Raw genomic sequence first — 17,983 nt, 5'->3', positions numbered from 1 at the left:
GGGGCTCGATCGCTCCCTGGAGCTTCTGTTGAAGATCGCACACGCATCTTCAAACCCTCTCCAACAGAAGATCGGCGTTGTCTCCGAGCCTGGAGCCGGCTAGCCTCTTCAGGTTCACCCGGGTGAGCACACTCCCTACTGGAACGGTGGCGGATCCGCCGGCTCCTATTGCATCCAGAGCACCACGGGCAATGCTGCGCCTCGTCCTTGCCCAGCGAACGGCAAAAAGCACCGAATCGGCCCAGCGCTTAAGCAGCCTGGTTTCAGGCCCCCCGAGGCCCAGGGGACCGTTCATGATGACCACGTCGTAGGCCGAACGCAGCTCCTCGGTGAACTGGCATTTGTCGACGGTGGACAGAAGCGTCAGGAGATCATCGGAAGGTGCTGGAGCGGCCATGACGTCGATACCGATTTCCGGCATCCTCGTAATTGCATCCTTCAGCACGCAACGTTCATTCACATAGTCGCCGAAGGAGTTCCGGGCCTTGTCGGTGCTGAATTCACCACGAAACCCGTTCGTGAGCCGTACATCCTTGCGATCGAGATCGAGGAAAAGCACTCTTCCTCCCAGCCGCGTTGCCGCCAGCGCCAGGCTCCATGCCAACTCGGTCTTGGCATCGTCCTGGATGCTGGATGTCACGAGAATGATATGCGGCGGCTGTCCCTTTCCCTGAGTTGGCGCCGCAGTGACGAGCAGCGAAGTCACGGCGCGGCTGAACGGCAAGTTCTGCTGGCTCAGAACCAGATGCCGCAGCTTTCTGGCGTTAAGTCCCGCAACCCTGGGAAGCAGTCCTACGCACGGGACCCCAAGCTCGGCCTCGGCTTCGGCTTCACTGCGCAAGGTTTGGTTGAAACCGTTGCGGACCAGGACAATGACCGCCCCCATGAGACCAAAGACGACCATGCCGGGGGGAATCAGGAAAATTGGCGACAATGTCATGGGGGTCGACGGCGGCCAGGCGGTCGAAAGGACCGCTACGCCTGGGGAAGGAGCGGCGATGCGACGTGTCAAGTCCTGCTGCCGGCCCAGGAGTTCGTTGTAATGCTGCGTCACGATGGCTACCCGAGGCTCAAGGGAACGCAGCCCCGAAAGTTGGCTCGCCGTGTCGGCCACGGCCGCGTCGAGCATCGCTTTGCGACTTTCAAGAGCCGTAGCCTGGGACCGGTAGACATTTGCCTCGGCAGCGATTCGGGCAACGCTTTGCTCCATTTCGCGGGCGATCGCGTTGCGCAGATCGCCGTCGGCGGCGGCACCCGACTGGCGTGTCACCAGGTCCGTCAACACGGGCGACCCGATTTCTTCAGCGATGGCCGTGACCGGGGCGCCCGCCTTGCGCAGGTCCTCAATACGGCGAAGGCGCGCTTCCGACGCGGAAAGACTGGCTTTCGATAGGAATATCTGCCGGCCGAGTTCCGCTGTCTCACTGGCTGCGTTGTTGGCCGCAGTCTGATCGACGGCGCCATGCGTGAGCCGGTATGTCTCCAGCCGATCTGTCGCTTCGACAAGATCCCTTTGTACTTGCGGAAGGCTGGCGACTATCGAATCCAGATGAACCTGATCCGATGCCCGGCTTTTTTGTACCAGATCTTGAATGTAGACCTGGGCAAACGTGTTCGCGACAAGTGCCGCACGCGCCGGAGTTGGATCGGTGAAGCCGATGGTGATGACGCGCGATCGCAGCTCTTGTCCGACCCTCATTCCGTTGCGTAGCGCCTTCAACTCGGGCGCGTCCGCTGCGTCCGGATTTTCCGCCACTGTTTTATCCTGTCTCCAGGCCCTGTTCAGGAGGTCGATGAGGAACGAGCCAGCCGCGGGCGGGACGGCATTGACGACGCTCTTTCCGGTACCGTCGACTGGTTGGGCTTTGCGCAGTGCTGCCAGGACCCGACGCAGGTGGCCCTGCGAGGAGAGCATCGTCAGATGATCATCGATGTTCGATTCCAGCGAGTCCTGGGCGGATGCCACGCCGCCCGAAGCACTGCTGCTCGGGGCATCGATAATGACCTGGGTCGTTGCCTCGAACAGCACCGGGCGGGTGAAGCCTGCCAGTCCGGCCAGGATGCCGCCCAGAAGGGCCATGGCAAGCAAGAACCATTTTCGCGTCGTCAGGATGATGACGAGCTGGTGTAAGGGTGACGATTGCGTTGGCTCGCGTGGCGGCCGCATCAAGCGCAGATTGGTTTCAAGTGTCCCAACTTCCATCTGCTTGGCGCGCGGACGCCGGGCGCGGTTGGCTATGGAACCTTCCATCTCAATCCCCTGTCAGTTCGATATGGTAAGAAGGGTGCGTGGCGACCGTCGATGGCCGCATGGCTTCGTTGCGCCACGCCTGAAACATGAGCACCGGCCACAGGTCGCGGAAATTATCTTGGCTTCCATGCAGATGATTGCGCCAGCATGCGTCGACCTTCTCACGGTCGATGATCCCGTCCCCGGAGCGGCCGATCGTGGCAATGATATCGGTTGCCCAGCCGCGCAAGGGCCCTTTCAACCAAGTCCCGACCGGAACGTCGAAACCTTGCTTGGGCCGGTCGACCAGTCGGCGTGGTACATAACGATCAAGCAGTCGGCGAAGCAACCATTTGCCCTTCCCGTTTCGGACTTTGGCACGGGCTGGCAAGCGCCAGGCGAATTCAACGACGCGATGGTCCAGGATCGGGCATCGCCCCTCGAGGCTGTTGGCCATGGTGGCTCGATCGAGCTTCACCAAAATGTCGCCCGGTAGATAGCCTGTCATGTCGGCGAATAGGAGACGCGAGAGCAGGCCGTCGAGCTTTGTCGTGTCGGTAGCTGCTGTCGACGGCTTGCGATGAACAAGGTCGTTGGCTGAAGATTTTGTCAGTTGCAGAAGGAGTTCGTCCTCATCTCGCGCCGCGAGCAGGCGGGCAAGGCGAGCCAGGCGGTCACCGCGCAAGCCATGCCGCATATTCGCCGAAAGCGGCAGATTGCCGAAGATATCTTTCTGAGAGGCCTGGGCCAGCAACCCAGCCCCCGATGCCAACAGCCGGCGAAATGACAATGGCAGCTCATGCTGCTTTGTGAGGCGGGTTGCCAGGAAGTGTCGAGAATAGCCTGCGAAGCACTCGTCGCCGCCATCGCCTGAAAGCGCCACGGTTACGTGTTGCCGCGCGAGGCGCGACACCAGCAGCGTCGGTATCTGCGATTCATCGGCAAACGGCTCGTCCCAAATCCGGGGCAGCTCCGGAACGACCTCAAGCGCGGCGGCCGGCGAGAGATGAAGTTCCGTATGATCGGTGCCCAGATGCCGAGCAACCGCGGCCGCATGGGGAGCTTCATCAAACCCACCTTCGCCGAACGCTATGGTGAACGTCCGAACGGGGTTTCGGGACTGTGCCTGCATCAGGGCGACGACAGTCGAGCTGTCGATCCCGCCCGACAGAAAGGCGCCCAGCGGCACATCTGCAACCATTCGTTCCTTGACGGCCAGTCGGAGCAGGCTGTCGAGCTCGGTCGCGAGGTCCTCGTCGCTGGCGGCTATCGGATCGCGCTGTCCCTTGCCGGCGACATCGGCCAGCGACCACCAAGGGTGAATGCGATGCGCAAGCGAACCGGTGCCTCGGGCGTTGGCGAATTGCGCCGCAGTGACCGACAGGACTGAACCAGGCGGCAACTTGAACACGCCCTGCCAAATGCAACGGTCATCCGGCACCCAGCCGTTGGAAACCATCGTCGTCGCCGCATCGACATCGAGTTCCGGGGTGAAGCCTGGGAAGCAAGTGATCGCCTTCAGCTCCGAGGCGAAGACAAGCGCGTCACGTGTCAAGGCGACATAGAGTGGCTTCTTGCCCATTCGGTCGCGGGCAAGCTGAAGCGTTCGGTTCTCCAGGTCCCACAGCCCGAAAGCAAACATGCCAGCGAAGCGCGCGAGGGCTGCATCAAGGCCCCAGCTTTCGATCGCGCACAGCATGACCTCCGTGTCGCTGGCGCCGCGGAAATGATGGCCCGCCCCTTCCAGTTCACGGCGCAGATCGCGAAAATTGTATATCTCGCCATTGAACGTGATGACATACCGACCGCTCGCGGAGAGCATTGGCTGGCGACCCGCTCCGGACAGGTCGACGATGGCCAGTCGCCGGTGGCCGAAGGCTACCCCCCTTCACGGCTCACCCAGAAGGCCTCACCGTCAGGTCCGCGATGACGAAGCGCCGTCGCCATCGGTCCGATGGCCCTGAGCGCACTTGCATTGGGTGCATCGGGCGCCAACAAAATTCCGGCGATCCCGCACATTCTAGCATCTCCTCTGGCGAACAATCGCGGGGATCGCTTCCGGCGTCCCAGCGACAAGGCAGAGGGTCAGACAGAACCACACGATCGGATGGCGGATGACCAAATGCGGAGCACTGAAGACGGCGATCGATGCCACGAGCGCCACCAGAGCATCCAGCTTCGCCCGCCAGGCGGACAACGCAGCTGAGCCGAAGATCCACATCAGGGCTAGAACCGAAATCAGGCCGCCCTGAGTGTAGAGATCCAGGATGGTGCTGTGCGCCTCGAAGGGCCGCGGCAAAAACTGTTGATTGACCACGGGGGACTATCTAGGTGCGGGCCCGGACCCAGTCCAAGCGATCCCGATCGTGCCCCCTTCTCCAAGGCTGCATTCCAGAGATAGAGGCGAAGCGCCGCGGTTTGGGCAGTCGCTTCCCCGCCCTTGTCTTTGGTCAGGCTCTTGGCGAAGTCTTCGGCGCTGGAGGCCTCGCTGAGGGCATAGGGCGCTATAGACAGGGCCAGCGGCAGGAAGCCAACGGCCATCAGGACGGCAAGCTGCCTTGAAAGGCTCGCCTTATTGCCGTCGCTCGTCAGCCAGGCCCGGACCCGCAGCCCGAGAAGGATCAGACAAGCCAGGACCGTGGTATAAAGGTAGGTATCGCTTTTTGTCAGCCTTCCGACGTAAACGGTGAATATGAGGCTGCATAGGGCAAGGCATCTTCCCCATTTATTGCTGGTGGTTGTGGCAAGATGCAAGGCCAGTGGACCGAGTAGGGCGCAGTAGAGCGCAAGCTGGTTCGGATTGTCGGACCACCCGCAGAAGCGGTCCCAGTACCAGGGTTCGACCCCAGCCTGATGGAGCCAGCCGAAACCAAGCCCTACCTGAATGATGAAGCCCGCATTCGCGACAGCAACCATCCACCAGGCGATACGACGCAAACGGAAAGACGCGTTGGGCTCCGCAGCGGCCAGACAGGTGACGCACGCCAACAGCACATAGGCCAGCGTGTCGTGCAACAACGGATCCAGGAACAACGTGGTTGTCAGAAAACCGATGATGTAACCCACGCCCATGGCAAGCGCCAGGATCAGCCAGAAAAGCCCAAGCTTAGCCAGTGCCGGCGTAACCTCCAGTTGGCCGCCAGCAAGGATTCGCGTCATCGACAGCATTATCCAGAGCGTGAGGCACAGTTCGCTGTAGCCGAAGGGCAGCCCTGGGATGCTGAGTTGCGCCGCGTAGGACATCGCGACGCCGAAGGCCAGAAGCGCATCACGCATCATTGCCGCGCCTCACCCAGTCGATGGGGGCTTGGCACCGCCTCTTCCCTCGGATTCGCCTGCGCAGCTTGAACAAGCCTGCTGCGATATCTGCCACCCAGTATTGTCTTATACAGGTCGCAATACTGGTCGATCACCCACGACAGCGAGAACCGCTCCCGCACGAATCCGACGGAACGGCCGCCCATCGTCTTGCCACGGGCGGGGTCGGAAAGAAGATCGACTATCCGGGAGGCCAAGCCATCCGCATCGCGCGGCGCCACGAGATAGCCGTTCCAGCCATCCTCAACCACATCGTTGCAGCCCGGCATATTCGAGGCGACGATCGGCAATCCGGACAATCCCGCCTCCAGCAGGACACGCGGAATTCCCTCGCGATATTGCGTCGGAAACGCAAAGATATCCGCCATGCCAAGGAGGGCTGGAATGTCGCGCCTTGGCCCCAATGCGACAACGTGGGGAACATGGCGCTCGATATCGGCTCTGCTGACGGCAAACGGACCTTCGGAGTCTTGCGGGCCGACAAGTACGAAACGCGCGTTGGGCCTCTCGCGGATAACGCGAGGAACCGCCTCGATGAGGGTTGGAATCCCCTTCTGCCGCGTGAGCCGGCCGACAAATATTATGACCTGGGCCGATTGTAGGCCAAGTTCCTCGCGCATCGTGGCAGCCGAAGGACCACGATACCTTGCCATCGAGAATGCATCGGGGTCGATGCCAGAACTCCGGATCAGTCGCCCTTTGCCGCGAGCCACCAGCCGGTAGCGCTCGAAGAAGGCCTGATCATCACTATTCTGGAAGACGGTCATGGCTGTCCAACGAGACGCCACCCCCTGAAGGCCGCAAAAGAAAGGACGCAATGCCAGGGCCCGCGGCTCCCGCGACGAGAATGTCCAACCAAGCCCGTTGATGGTGCGAACGACGGGAACGTGCCCGCGCACCGCCAGTGGAGTTAGGATATTGGGCTTGGTGTCGAAACTTTGAATGATGTCCGGACGCAGTTCGGACATCAGTTCACGGATCGCGCTGACAGCACCCCATTCTGCACCGCCGCTGCCAAAGCGGTCGAACCCAAATCGGCGATGGGCAATGCCATGGGGTGAGAAGGCGGCTCCGAGATCACTCGAAACGGCAGTGACTTGAAAACCCCTTTCGCGAAGCGCCAAAAGAAACGGGATTCTTAGTCTATGATCCTCGCCGCCAACGCAAACCAGATGCGGACTCATCCTGTCGCTCCTGGATGCGATCCCAATCTCGTTAAACAGCTGACCCTATCCGCGGTTTCCATGGCCGGTTTCATCGCCCCTGAACACACAACAGCCAGTCCCACGCTAGGAGCAGGCTTTCGTGCTGTCCTCGTCTGTTTGCATGAAGCAAGCTGATCAACGATGCGGCAATGCAGCCACAATCGCTGTCGCCTCGGTCAGTGCGTTGGATCATCCGGTCTGACGGTGCAACGACGACACGTTCGCGTACGACACGGCGGGCCGGATATTTAGAAAAAGAGGGCTGTGTTCGACGGGGTCCGCGCGCTCGCGTTCTCTGCCCGCCTTCTCACGCCGGATCAACATCGCACCCAGATGGTGTGATGACTCGCACCGGCAGTTCTCCCGACCGCTTCGTCTGGAACAGGCTTTCACCCAGTCTTTGGATATGGTCGGACCACCAGCCGCCTCTTCCTGCGGATGGGCGACCGCGTTGTCATGCTCCCCGTCATTCGGACCCGCACGCCCGCCTTTCGGTTGAACCCGGCGGGATCCAGTTCAGTGCCTCTCCGCAATTGCCAGCGGCGCGCGCCTCGCATGACCTTGTGGAGTACTGCCTTGCTCATTTTGGCGCCGAGGCTTTTCACGAGGAGCATTGAGCGGCTGCAATGGGAGGGCTTCGCCAGGACGCGATTCCTTTGCGGTCTGAGCTCGAAGAAATCCTGCGGGAGCGCGCATTTGGGCGGTGGCTCAACCGAAGCGCGCATTGGCCGATTGCCGCCACTGCAAACGCACAAGGCGCTCCGGCAGACTTCGCTGCAATGCTTTCGTTGCAGGCTTGAGCACCCCATACTTGGATCATCTACATACCTCTGAGGCAAGCGTAGCATCGAGGCTGTTGTGTTTTTCGGACGCTGATCAAAGATTCTATCAAGGGGCGCCGGTATTTGATTTGTCGCTAATGGATCCTTTCCCTAGGCAGGTGTGGGGCGCCTACCGAATCGGACGAAGGGTATGTCAATGACAACACTCCATTACGCCTCGGGCGGGTCGGCCTCCGAGGTCGCGAAAGCCGGATTCAATCTTGTTGATGTATCTTCCTTGGACCAGCTCAACGCCTTGCCGGCCGGCCAGAAAGGCCTGGTGTGGCTCAATGAAGCCGATGGTGCAACCTCCTCCTTTATCCAGAAGGTCACGCCCTTCATCGGCAATCCGAAAGTGTTTGGCTTCTTCCTGGTCGATGAGCCGGACCCGACCGGCAAATGGGGAACTTATGCCACCGCCGCTGATCTGAAGGCGGAGTCAGACTGGATCCACAGCCACCTGCCGGGCGCCAAGACCTTCATAACCATGATGAACATGGGGTCTTCCGCTAACCCCGACTTTTCAAACACATTCAATCCTGCCAACACGCATATCGACTATTACGGCTTGGATCCCTACCCGGTACGGACCGGAACAAGCACGATTGATTACAACATGATCGACAGGACTGTGGCGGCGGCCGTCGCCTCGGGCATCCCGCTCAGTCAGGTCGTTCCCGTGTATCAGACCTTCGGCGGCGGCGACTGGACGACCGACACGGGCGGTCGCTATGTCCTGCCCAGCGTTGCTCAGGAAAAGACCATGTTGGACCACTGGGCCAAGGTAGCGCCTTCGCCGGCCTTCGACTATGCCTATGCTTGGGGTTCTCAACAGGGCGACACGGCGCTTGAGAGCTCGCCGACGCTGCAGGCTCTGTTCCTTCAACACAACCAGAGCACCGCAAGCGGTCCTTCGGCCAGCGAACCGACGCCGCCGCCTACCAGCACAGTGCCTCCGCCCACAAGTGTCCCTCCGACCAGCACCGGCGATCACATTTTCTACGGCACGGGTAGCGCGGATGTGCTTCGCGGCACCGCTGGCGCGGACACGATGATGGGCCGCGGCTACAACGACACCTACTATGTCAACAACGCCGGCGACAAGGTGGTGGAACTGCGGCACAGCGGCAACGACAGCGTGCTGGCATCGGTGAGCTACGCGCTGTCGGCCGGCTCGCAGGTCGAGCATCTTGCGACCACCAGCAAATTGGGAACTGCCGCCATCAAGCTCACGGGAAACGAATTCGCCCAAACCATCGATGGCAATTCCGGGAGCAACACTATCAACGGCGGTGGCGGGAGAGACGTTCTGACCGGACATGGCGGCAACGACGTCTTTGTCTTCGATTCGGCTCTCAAGGTCGGCAATATCGACAAGGTCACCGATTTCAAAGTGGGCCACGACAAGATCCAACTCGACCACACCGTGTTTGCCGGCCTGCATACAGGCGCCCTTCCCTCTTCGGCGTTTTACGCCGGCAGGGCCGCGCACGACAGCGGCGATCACATCGTCTATAACAGCACGACCGGCGCGCTTTCCTTTGACAGCGACGGCTCGGGCGGCGCACATCAGATCCAATTTGCCACTCTATCGCCACATCTGGCTCTGACGGCGTCCTCGTTCATCGTGACGTGACCGTGGGACGTCAGCCTGAGCAAGATGGTCTGATCTTGAATATGGCTGACGGAACCAAGAAGCCCCGCCGAGCTTGTACTTGGTATGAGCGCGCGCGGCATCGAATTCCTGCAGAAATGGGTAGAGGATAAGATCCCACTCTACACCAAGGCCGATCCGGCTCTTGCGGCGAAACTTGCGGACCAAGCAACGGCGGATGCCATCAGAGCGGGAATCCGCCCCGAGGAAATCTCTGAGGAAGTCGGAAGCATGTTGACGACCATGCTCGAAGTGCTCGATCAGCACGATTCGACATGATTGCGCGCTTGGCGGCAGATGCTGCCCGGCTTGGCGCCAAATGCATAAATGTGTCATGGATCATAGGTCATGGGCCAGCCTAGGCAGCATGACCAACATGCTCTCCCAGAACGCGCGCGACGACCCCGTCCACGTCGTGAGGTTCAGCACCATTGACTTGTATCAACGGCCATCGGTCCTGGCGCAGGCACTCGCCGACCTCTCTTGAGATTTCGGCCTGCCTTAATCCTTTGTCCACGCCAAGTTCGAACAGCATAACCTCGAGGAGCGGTTGCTGCGCATGCCTATCCACAAGACGGCGGCGTAACGTTTCCTGGGGCGCGTCGAGTTGCACAACGAGATCCGGCCGCGGCAGGAACGCCAGGCACTCGCGGACCGCGTCGAGGCTTGGAGTTCTAGCCAGCACACCCAGCGCACACAAAGCCTGAATCATGCCCTCTTCGAAGATGAAGCAACCGGGCGACTCCCGCGCTTGGCGCCAGGACTGGCACAGTTGGGCGATGTCGACCTTCATTCGCCATGACCACACGCGGCTTCGAAGAGGGATCGATGCCAGAAGCCGGGCCGCGACACTGTCCTTTGGCAAGGTCGACAGCAAGATAGGACCGGATGTGGCAATCTTTTTGCCAATTCTTCCTATGCCATGGCGGATTTCCGGAGCGTCATCCTGAGCCGATCCAGGTTCAATCAGGCGATACCCATTTACTGTCTTCACATTGATGCCGTGTCTCGCCAGCCCTTGGCAGAGGCCGCGAAGCAGCGTGGTTTTACCCGCGCCAGGCGGCCCAAACAACTCGATGATCATATGCTCAAGCGTCTCCGAACGAGCAGTCATTCCCCTACGGATCAAGCTTAGCCGGATTTCAGATCACACCAACGTTCATTTGAATGATTGTTCCAGTCAGTGAATCTGGGCACCGAGCCCGGATTCTAGCGGAGATGCCGATCGCTCCGTTCGCCTGGGCAAGCCGTCTTGCGCTCGACGGAGCTTGCAAGGAAAAACGACCGGTGCTGGACACAGATGGCAAAACTTCTGAAGGACGCTCGGGAAGCGCTGGCTAGGCAAGATCGAGGCATCATCCGAATGATTGATGAAAAGATCTCCGCGGCGAGCGATGTTCGACCGTCAGCTTGGCGGGGCCCTGAATGTCCTCAGTGTGTTTGCATTCGGAAGTGGCAAATCAAAACCTACAGGTGGATCTGCGACCCACCCGAAAGTGGTCAGTCGTTCCCGAATATGATCTTGACCAAGGGGGGCCAGTCTGGCGCCGTTACCGACAGATGGGTGCCAAATTTGCGGACACTCCAATCTTCGACCACCTTGGAGATGTCGCCAGGCGGTATCCTGACAAGCTCGCAATCAGCGACGGCGCGAACCGCCTGACTTTTTCTGAGCTTTTCCGGGCGGTCGAGACGCTGGCAACTCATATCGCTGCCGTCGTCCCCGAAGGGCAGGCCATCGGCATCCTGCAAGCAAACTCCGCTTGGTATCCTGTGGCGATGTTGGCGACCATGGCGGCGGGACGGCCTTCGGTTCCGCTCAACACAAGAGATCCCGCCTCTCGCATTTTCGATATAGTCAGTGCCGCGGGGCTCGGCGCGATTATAGGCGCCGAAAATGTTCGCCCGGTCGAATTGGCCCAAGAGATCATCTGGATCGAAATTGCGGCCGCCGTGGCGTCCAACGATCAACACCCAGAACAGCAGCATAAGCCCCCTATGGTTTCGGTCGATGCGCCCGCATTGGTGCTTTACACTTCGGGCAGCACCGGGCGCCCCAAGGGAATCGTCAACAGCCAACGCAGCCTGCTATGGCGGGTCCGGCAATATGTCGATGCGTGCCATATCAGCGCGGATGACGTTTTCCTGCCGCTGACCGGGCCAGCCACGATCGCCGGTTGCCGGGAGATCTTTGCGGCGCTGCTGACGGGCGCCACGTTGCATCTTCTCGAGGTGGAGGCTGTCGGCCTGCGCGCTACGCGCGCTCGATTGCAGTCCGAAGGTGTGACGATCGCCTATCTTGTGCCGGCACTGCTTCGAGCCCTCCTGGCTGAGGCGCCCGCCGACGCTTCCTGGCCGCTCAGAGTGGCCCGGATCGGTGGGGAGAAAGTGTCATGGATGGACATCGCTTTGCTGCGCAAAGCCGTTTCGGACCAGTGTCTGATCCAGATCGGCTACTCATCGACTGAAACCATCGGTTCGCAATGGTTCTTGCCGCCTGACTGGCCCGAGCAAGACGCGTCGGTTCCCGTCGGCAGGCTGCTCCCTGGTATGACATTCGCTATCGTCGACGAAGCGGAGCGCAATGTAGGGCCAGGCGAAAGTGGAGAGCTTCTGATCAAAAGCCGCTATGTCCTGCTTGGTCATTGGGAGAACGGTGTGGTCGTTCCCGCGCAGCCGGACCCCGACGATCCCGAGGCTCGGCTTTTTTCGACCGGGGACCTCGTTCGGCTCGACGATGATGGCATCTTGAGGATCGTCGGCCGCAAAGGGCGCCAGATCAAGATCAATGGTCGACGCATCGAGCCCGCCGAACTCGAACGGGTCTTGCGTTGCGCGCCTTCGGTGGCGGATGCCGTGGTGATGGTAACGGCCGCGCAGGAACTCATCGCCTTCGCGGTTCCCCAGCGCTTCGCAGGCGGCGCTTTTGCAGACGACCTTCGCCAGCTCCTCAGAATGACCTTGCCGGCACCATTGCGTCCCTTGCGATTGCACCCCGTTGACGCAATCCCACGCCTGTCGGGAGGTAAGGTCGATTTGGCAACACTGGCCGAGATAGATCGTTCGCACGGAAGGAGGGCGCGAGTCGCCCGGTCGTCCACTCTCGATGCTCCGCCCGCCGGAGGAGCAAAGGACACACGTCAAATAGTGCAGCACGCGTGGACGCAGGTTCTCAACACAGGCACTGCCACGGGAAACTGGGATGATGCTGGAGGAGATTCGCTGCAGCTGCTGCACTGCGTGATGGCGATCGAAAACGCCATCGGGCAAGAGCTGGGCCTCGAAGCATTCACCGTCGGCATGAGCTTGGACGAGATGGTTGAGGCGGTCGTCTCTGCACGGTCGGGCGAAGGGCGCGAAAAGAAGCACCACCCCCCGGTTCTTTTCCTGTTTCCAGGGTCCGTTGGCTATGGTCCGAGCCTGGCTGCGTTCGCAGCCGCCATAGGGAAAGTCGCCCGTGTAAACCCGATCCGATATCCGAGCCTTGCGGCGATACTGGACGGACACAACACCCTCAGCGCCATGGCTGGCGCCGCACTCGAGCAGATAAGCCGCATCCAACCTGCGGGCCCCGTGCGACTTCTCGGCCATTCTCTGGGTGGCGCGGTTGCATTCGAGGTTGCCGCACGGCTCATGAAGGCCGGGCGAACGGTGCGGTTCCTGGGCATCCTCGACACGAGCCTTCTGGACGAGCCGAGCAACCATTGGGAGACACTTACCCGTACGTTCTATCGTATTCGCACCAACCGCATATCCGCGCATCGGATGGCTTGCAGAGCCCTTGCGAAGATCACCGTCGCCGTGGGCGGCGAAGCGCGTCTGGCCAGGATTCTGGACAGATTTGCCAATGGAGAGTTCAACCCGACGATCTTCAGGACCAAACTGGAACTGCAGGAGGTTTTAAGGGCGAAGTCATTCTTCCAATGGCTTGAGGCACCGAAACCGGCTCTGCCCCTCTCCGGTACCTTGTTCCGATGTCGCAGGGAGGGAATGCCGCGGGCCTTGGGCTGGGACAGCGTCTTGGCACACCTGGACGTCATTTCGATCACGGGCAGCCACATCGACCTTGTCGTCGAACCAAACCTTGCCACCAACCGTCCGCTTATCGAGACGGCCATCGTGCAGACCTATTCCCCCGCCGAATCTCGCAAAAGGGAGGACTTGTCATCGACATAATTCCGGAATTCAGCAAGGACATGCTGACGCTCGATGCCCGCGCGGAGGTCGATCGCATCGTTGACACCTTGCGCACTCAGGTTCTCGGCACCCTGCATCGTCGCGGCGTGGTTGTCGGTCTTTCCGGCGGTATCGACAGCTCCGTCGTCGCGACCTTGTGCATGCGCGCGTTCGGGAAAGACAAGGTCCTGGGACTGTTCATGCCGGAGCGGGATTCTTCCGGCGACTCCCTGAGACTTGGCCGCCGCGTCGCGGCACAGCTTGGCATTGAAAGCGTCCTTGAGGACATAGCACCGGCACTGGAGGCCATTGGGGCCTACCGCCGGCAGATCGATGCGATCCAGACCGTCGTTCCCGACTATGGGGAAGGGTGGAAATGCAAGCTGGTGATCGCGTCGGTTCTGGAGAGCAGCGGGCTCAATATAACCCGCCTCACGGTCCAGGATCCGCAGGGTAAAGTAGATACCGTGCGTCTGCCGCCAGCTGCCTATCTGCAGATCGTTGCTGCGACAAACTACAAGCAGCGCCTGCGCAAGATGACGGAATACTATCACGCCGACCGCCTCAAATACGCGGTTGTCGGCACTCCAAATCGCCTCGAGTACGACCAGGGCTTTTTCGTCAAGCAGGGCGACGGAGCCGCCGACGTTATGCCGATCGTTCACCTTTACAAAACCCAGGTTTATCAACTCGCGGAATATCTCGAGGTGGATGATGAAATCCGGCAGCGGCCACCGACCACCGACACCTTTTCCATGACCCAAAGCCAGGAAGAATTCTATTTCGCGCTGCCCTATCACCTGATGGATCTATGCCTCTACGGCCTGAACCACGGGGTCGCCAGCAATGAGCTCGCGGCGGTTGCTGGCCTCACCGAGCCCCAGCTTCAGAAAGTGTTCAAGGACATCGAAGCGAAACGAAGGGCGGCCCACTATCTTCACGCGCGGCCTTTGCTGTCCGCGGAAGGCGGAGATTGACCGAGCATGTGCGGCATCGCTGGAATCGTGGCGCTGAATGCCACAGCGGCTTCTCCTTCGCGGCAGGCGCTGATGCAGATGATGGGCGCGCTGGCGCATCGCGGCCCCGACGGGCGCGGTCTCTACCGGGACAGACGCGCGGGGCTGGCGCATGTGCGCCTGTCCATCGTCGATCTTTCCAGTGGCCAGCAACCGATGGCGGACACAGGCGATACGACGTGGATCGTGTTCAACGGCGAGATATTCAACTACGTCGAATTGCGTGAAAAACTCACGGCGCTCGGCCACCGCTTCCGAACCCGCAGCGACACGGAGGTCGCGCTACACGCCTATCGTGAGTGGGGAGAAACGGCCTTCGAGCGGATGAACGGCCAATGGGCAATTGCGATCTGGGATTCAGTGGCCAATCGTCTTATATTGTCGCGCGACCGCTTCGGCATTTGCCCGCTGTATTTCAGCGAGCATGCGCACCGGCTTTATTTCGCCAGCGAAGTGAAAGCCATTTTCGCGGCCGATCGAACCATACCTCGCGCCCTTGATCCAGCCGGCATCGATCAGACGTTCACGCTCTGGACGGTCGTTCCGCCGCAAGGAGTTTTCCACGGAATCAACGAACTCGAGCCGGGTCGTGTCCGCATCTATCAGGATGGCACCGTTCGTGAGCGGATTTTTTGGCAGCCTTCCTATCCCGACAATTTCGGATCGCGGCAGGGCGAGTTCCCCGGGTCCTCCAACGACGCGGTGGACCGCGTGTCTAGCGCTCTTGAGGCCGCGACGGCGCTCAGAATGGTGCGCGCCGACGTGCCTGTCGGGTGCTACCTCTCCGGAGGGCTGGACAGTTCGCTTGTGGCCGCGCTCGCGAGGCGCTTCGCGGGCGATCGCTTCCAAACCTTCTCCTTGCGTTTTGCCGACGCCGAATATGACGAGACCCGCTTCCAGCGAATGGTTGCCGAGGCGACCGGCAGTGAGCACCATGAAGTGGTCGTTTCGCGCAGAGATATAGCCGGAATCTTTCCGGAGGTAATCCGACACACCGAACGCCCGATACTGAGGACTGCCCCGGCGCCACTCTTCCTGCTCTCGCGCCTAGTGCGCGAGCGTGGAATCAAGGTCGTGCTGACCGGCGAAGGCGCTGACGAAATGTTCGCCGGCTACGACCTGTTCCGCGAAGGCAAGGTCCGCCGCTTCTGGGGGCGCCACCCGACTTCGACACGACGCTCTCGGCTCCTGGAACGCCTTTACCCCTATCTCACCCGCTCGCCGGTGCAACAGCAGGCGATGGCGCGTCAGTTCTTCGGGCGAAATATTCAGGCTTACGACGCGCCGGGCTTTGCTCATGAAACCCGCTGGCAAACCACCAGGGCCATCAAGCGCTTGTTTACGGCCGATTTGCGGGCTCGAACGCAGGGCCGCGACGCCGTGTCCGAGTTGCTCGCCCGTCTGCCCGCGCAGTTTGCCCGTTGGAGTCCCCTTGCGCAGGACCAGTATCTCGAGGTGCAAACACTGATGTCGGGCTATCTGCTCTCCTCGCAAGGCGACAGGATGCTGATGGCTCACTCCGTCGAGGGGCGCTTCCCGTTCCTGGACGATGAACTTGTGAGGCTCGCGAATTCGCTGCCACCCTCCTTCAAACTCCGCGGCCTCGACGAAAAGCACGTGCTGAAGCGCATGGCGGCACCCATCCTGCCCTCCGAGATCGTAGCCCGCAGGAAGCAGCCCTTCCGTGCGCCCAACGCGCTTTGCTTCGTCGGCGCAGACGCTCCGGATTACGCTCGCGAGGCGGTTTCGCAGAAGGCCCTGCGCGAGGCGAATGTCTTCGATCCAAAGGGGGTCACGCACCTGCTTGCCAAATGCCAGGCCAGAACTGGCGATGGCGACCTGTCCAATGCCGACAACATGGCGCTGGTCGGCGTGTTGTCGACCCAACTTCTTCATCAGCAGTTCGTCGCGGGTTGTCCCAGTGCAACGCTCGAATGCACGCTCAGCGTCGACGTCGACTGCGAACATCGGGAAGAGCGCCTGTATGTTGCATGATGCCGCACCATTGCTGCATGACTACCTCGCCCATTCAGCCGTCCGACACGGAAGTAAGGTGGCGCTGGTGTGCAACAGGCAGCGTGTCACCTACCTCGAACTCGAAACGCGAGCCAACGCGATCGCCCGGGACCTGGCCGCATCCGGAGTCGTTCGCGGTGATCGCGTGATGATCTTCGCCGACAACACCGTCGAGACGGTGGTTAGCTTCTGGGCGGTGCTAAAGGCGAATGCGGTGGTGTGCATCGTCAACCCGCTCACCAAGAGCGACAAGCTCGATTATCTGCTCAACGACTGCCGGCCGACGGCGCTCATCACGGACGGCCATCTGCACGCGATCTTCCGCGAGCCGGCGCGCGGCTGCCCGTCACTTCTGCGGGTGATCGTATCGGGACCGATCGACGACGTCGAACTCGCCCAGCTGCCGTTTGCCGTGCGCTGGGACGCCGCCCTCGCCAATGGCGCGGATACGCCGCCGGCACGGCAGTGCATCGATGTTGATCTGGCAGCCATCATCTACACGTCCGGGTCGACGGGCGAACCCAAGGGCGTGATGCTGACGCACAGAAACATGATGACCGCGTGCGCGTCTATCGCTTCCTACCTCGCGATTGCCGAGGACGAGGTGATCCTCAATGTCCTACCCCTCGCCTTCGACTATGGACTGTACCAGATGATCATGGCTTTTCGTACCGGCGCCCGGCTGGTGCTGGAACGCTCGTTCGCTTTCCCGGCTCAGGTCCTGGGGTTGATCAGGCAGGAGGGAGTTACGGGCTTTCCCGGCGTGCCCACAATCTTTGCCGCACTCTCCGAACTCAGGTCCCTCAAAGACCAGGATTTCTCGAGCATCCGCTACGTCACAAACACTGCGGCAGCCCTACCCCTCAAGCATATTTTCATGCTTCGCGAGCTGTTTTCGGGTGCACGCATCTATTCGATGTACGGTCTCACCGAATGCAAACGTTGCACCTATTTGCCGCCAGAGGACCTCGAGCGAAAGCCATTGAGCGTAGGGATCGCAATCCCGAATACGGAGATGTGGATCGTTGACGAGCATGACAGGCGGATAGGCCCAGGCGTTGTCGGCCAACTCGTCATTCGCGGCGCAACGGTGATGAAGGGGTATTGGGGCAAGCCCGAGGCAACGGCCAGGAAGCTCAAACCCGGCCCGCTGCCCGGCGAGCAGGTCCTATACACCGGCGACTACTGCCGGATGGATACGGAGGGTTACCTCTACTTCGTTGGCCGTGGGGATGAGATCATAAAGTCGCGAGGCGAGAAGGTGGCGCCAAGGGAAGTGGAAAACGTACTCATGGACATTCCAGGAGTCCGAGAAGCGGCTGTCATCGGTGTTCCCGACGAGCTCCTCGGGCAAGCGGTGAAAGCCTTTGTGGTGATGGAGCATGGAAGAGCCATTGGCGAAAGGGAACTGCAGAAGGAGTGCCAGAAGCGTCTGGAAAACTTCATGGTCCCGAAATCCATAGTCGTTGTGGCGAACCTGCCGATGACGGACACGGGAAAACTCAAGAAAACGGCGCTGTCATGATGCGGGGCCAGAACCAAGTCGC

Annotated in this window: 10 protein-coding genes and 1 pseudogene; 6 read left to right on the top strand and 5 right to left on the bottom strand. The window is 60.7% G+C overall.

Annotated features, from left to right (window positions below):
* Positions 1-49 precede the first annotated feature (49 nt).
* The 4 genes and pseudogenes from NKL04_RS01990 to NKL04_RS01975 form a co-directional block, all read right to left on the bottom strand.
* A complete protein-coding gene (locus NKL04_RS01990) occupies positions 50-2,251 on the bottom strand; it encodes a GumC family protein (RefSeq protein ID WP_023701110.1) in 2,202 nt (733 codons plus the stop codon).
* A gap of 1 nt (position 2,252) precedes the next feature.
* A pseudogene (gene asnB, locus NKL04_RS01985) lies at positions 2,253-4,249 on the bottom strand (asparagine synthase (glutamine-hydrolyzing)).
* Between the two features lie 219 nt (positions 4,250-4,468).
* Complete coding sequence (locus NKL04_RS01980; protein ID WP_352723191.1) at positions 4,469-5,509, bottom strand: polymerase; 1,041 nt, start codon at positions 5,507-5,509, stop codon at positions 4,469-4,471.
* Positions 5,506-6,732 (bottom strand): glycosyltransferase family 4 protein, encoded by a 1,227-nt coding sequence (locus tag NKL04_RS01975; protein ID WP_023701113.1) that lies wholly within the window; start codon positions 6,730-6,732, stop codon positions 5,506-5,508. Before NKL04_RS01975 ends, NKL04_RS01980 begins: the two co-directional genes overlap by 4 nt.
* Positions 6,733-7,731: 999 nt before the next feature.
* On the opposite strand from NKL04_RS01975, the gene NKL04_RS01970 reads away from it, so the two are divergent.
* Together NKL04_RS01970 and NKL04_RS01965 are read left to right on the top strand one after the other, a co-directional pair.
* Complete coding sequence (locus NKL04_RS01970) at positions 7,732-9,210, top strand: M10 family metallopeptidase C-terminal domain-containing protein (protein ID WP_023701115.1); 1,479 nt, start codon at positions 7,732-7,734, stop codon at positions 9,208-9,210.
* An 84-nt stretch (positions 9,211-9,294) separates the two neighbouring features.
* The gene (locus NKL04_RS01965) at positions 9,295-9,507 is read left to right on the top strand and encodes a DUF768 domain-containing protein (RefSeq protein WP_023670889.1); all 213 of its coding nucleotides are present in this window, start codon (positions 9,295-9,297) and stop codon (positions 9,505-9,507) included.
* Positions 9,508-9,586: 79 nt separating this feature from the next.
* On the opposite strand, the gene NKL04_RS01960 is transcribed toward NKL04_RS01965, so the two are convergent.
* A complete protein-coding gene (locus NKL04_RS01960) occupies positions 9,587-10,312 on the bottom strand; it encodes an AAA family ATPase (protein ID WP_023670888.1) in 726 nt (241 codons plus the stop codon).
* 341 nt (positions 10,313-10,653) lie between these two features.
* Between NKL04_RS01960 and NKL04_RS01955 the strand changes: the two genes are divergently transcribed.
* The 4 genes from NKL04_RS01955 to NKL04_RS01940 are packed head-to-tail and all read left to right on the top strand — an operon-like array spanning position 10,654 to position 17,961.
* Complete coding sequence (locus NKL04_RS01955; protein WP_023701116.1) at positions 10,654-13,404, top strand: non-ribosomal peptide synthetase; 2,751 nt, start codon at positions 10,654-10,656, stop codon at positions 13,402-13,404.
* The gene (gene nadE / locus NKL04_RS01950) at positions 13,401-14,381 is read left to right on the top strand and encodes an NAD(+) synthase (RefSeq protein ID WP_280790677.1); all 981 of its coding nucleotides are present in this window, start codon (positions 13,401-13,403) and stop codon (positions 14,379-14,381) included. The genes NKL04_RS01955 and nadE overlap by 4 nt, the downstream gene beginning before the upstream one ends.
* A gap of 6 nt (positions 14,382-14,387) precedes the next feature.
* Positions 14,388-16,415 carry an asparagine synthase (glutamine-hydrolyzing) gene (gene asnB, locus NKL04_RS01945; protein WP_023691501.1) on the top strand — a complete coding sequence of 676 codons (2,028 nt, stop codon included), beginning with the start codon at positions 14,388-14,390 and terminating at the stop codon, positions 16,413-16,415.
* Positions 16,405-17,961, top strand: coding sequence for a class I adenylate-forming enzyme family protein (locus tag NKL04_RS01940; RefSeq protein ID WP_031209394.1), 1,557 nt, complete (start codon positions 16,405-16,407; stop codon positions 17,959-17,961). Before asnB (NKL04_RS01945) ends, NKL04_RS01940 begins: the two co-directional genes overlap by 11 nt.
* The last annotated feature ends 22 nt before the right edge of the window (positions 17,962-17,983 follow it).

The organism is Mesorhizobium sp. C264A (assembly GCF_040324515.1).
Taxonomy (GTDB): Bacteria; Pseudomonadota; Alphaproteobacteria; order Rhizobiales; family Rhizobiaceae; genus Mesorhizobium.
The sequence above is the reverse complement of the archived record's forward strand: the minus strand, read 5'-3'. Positions and strand labels throughout refer to the sequence as shown.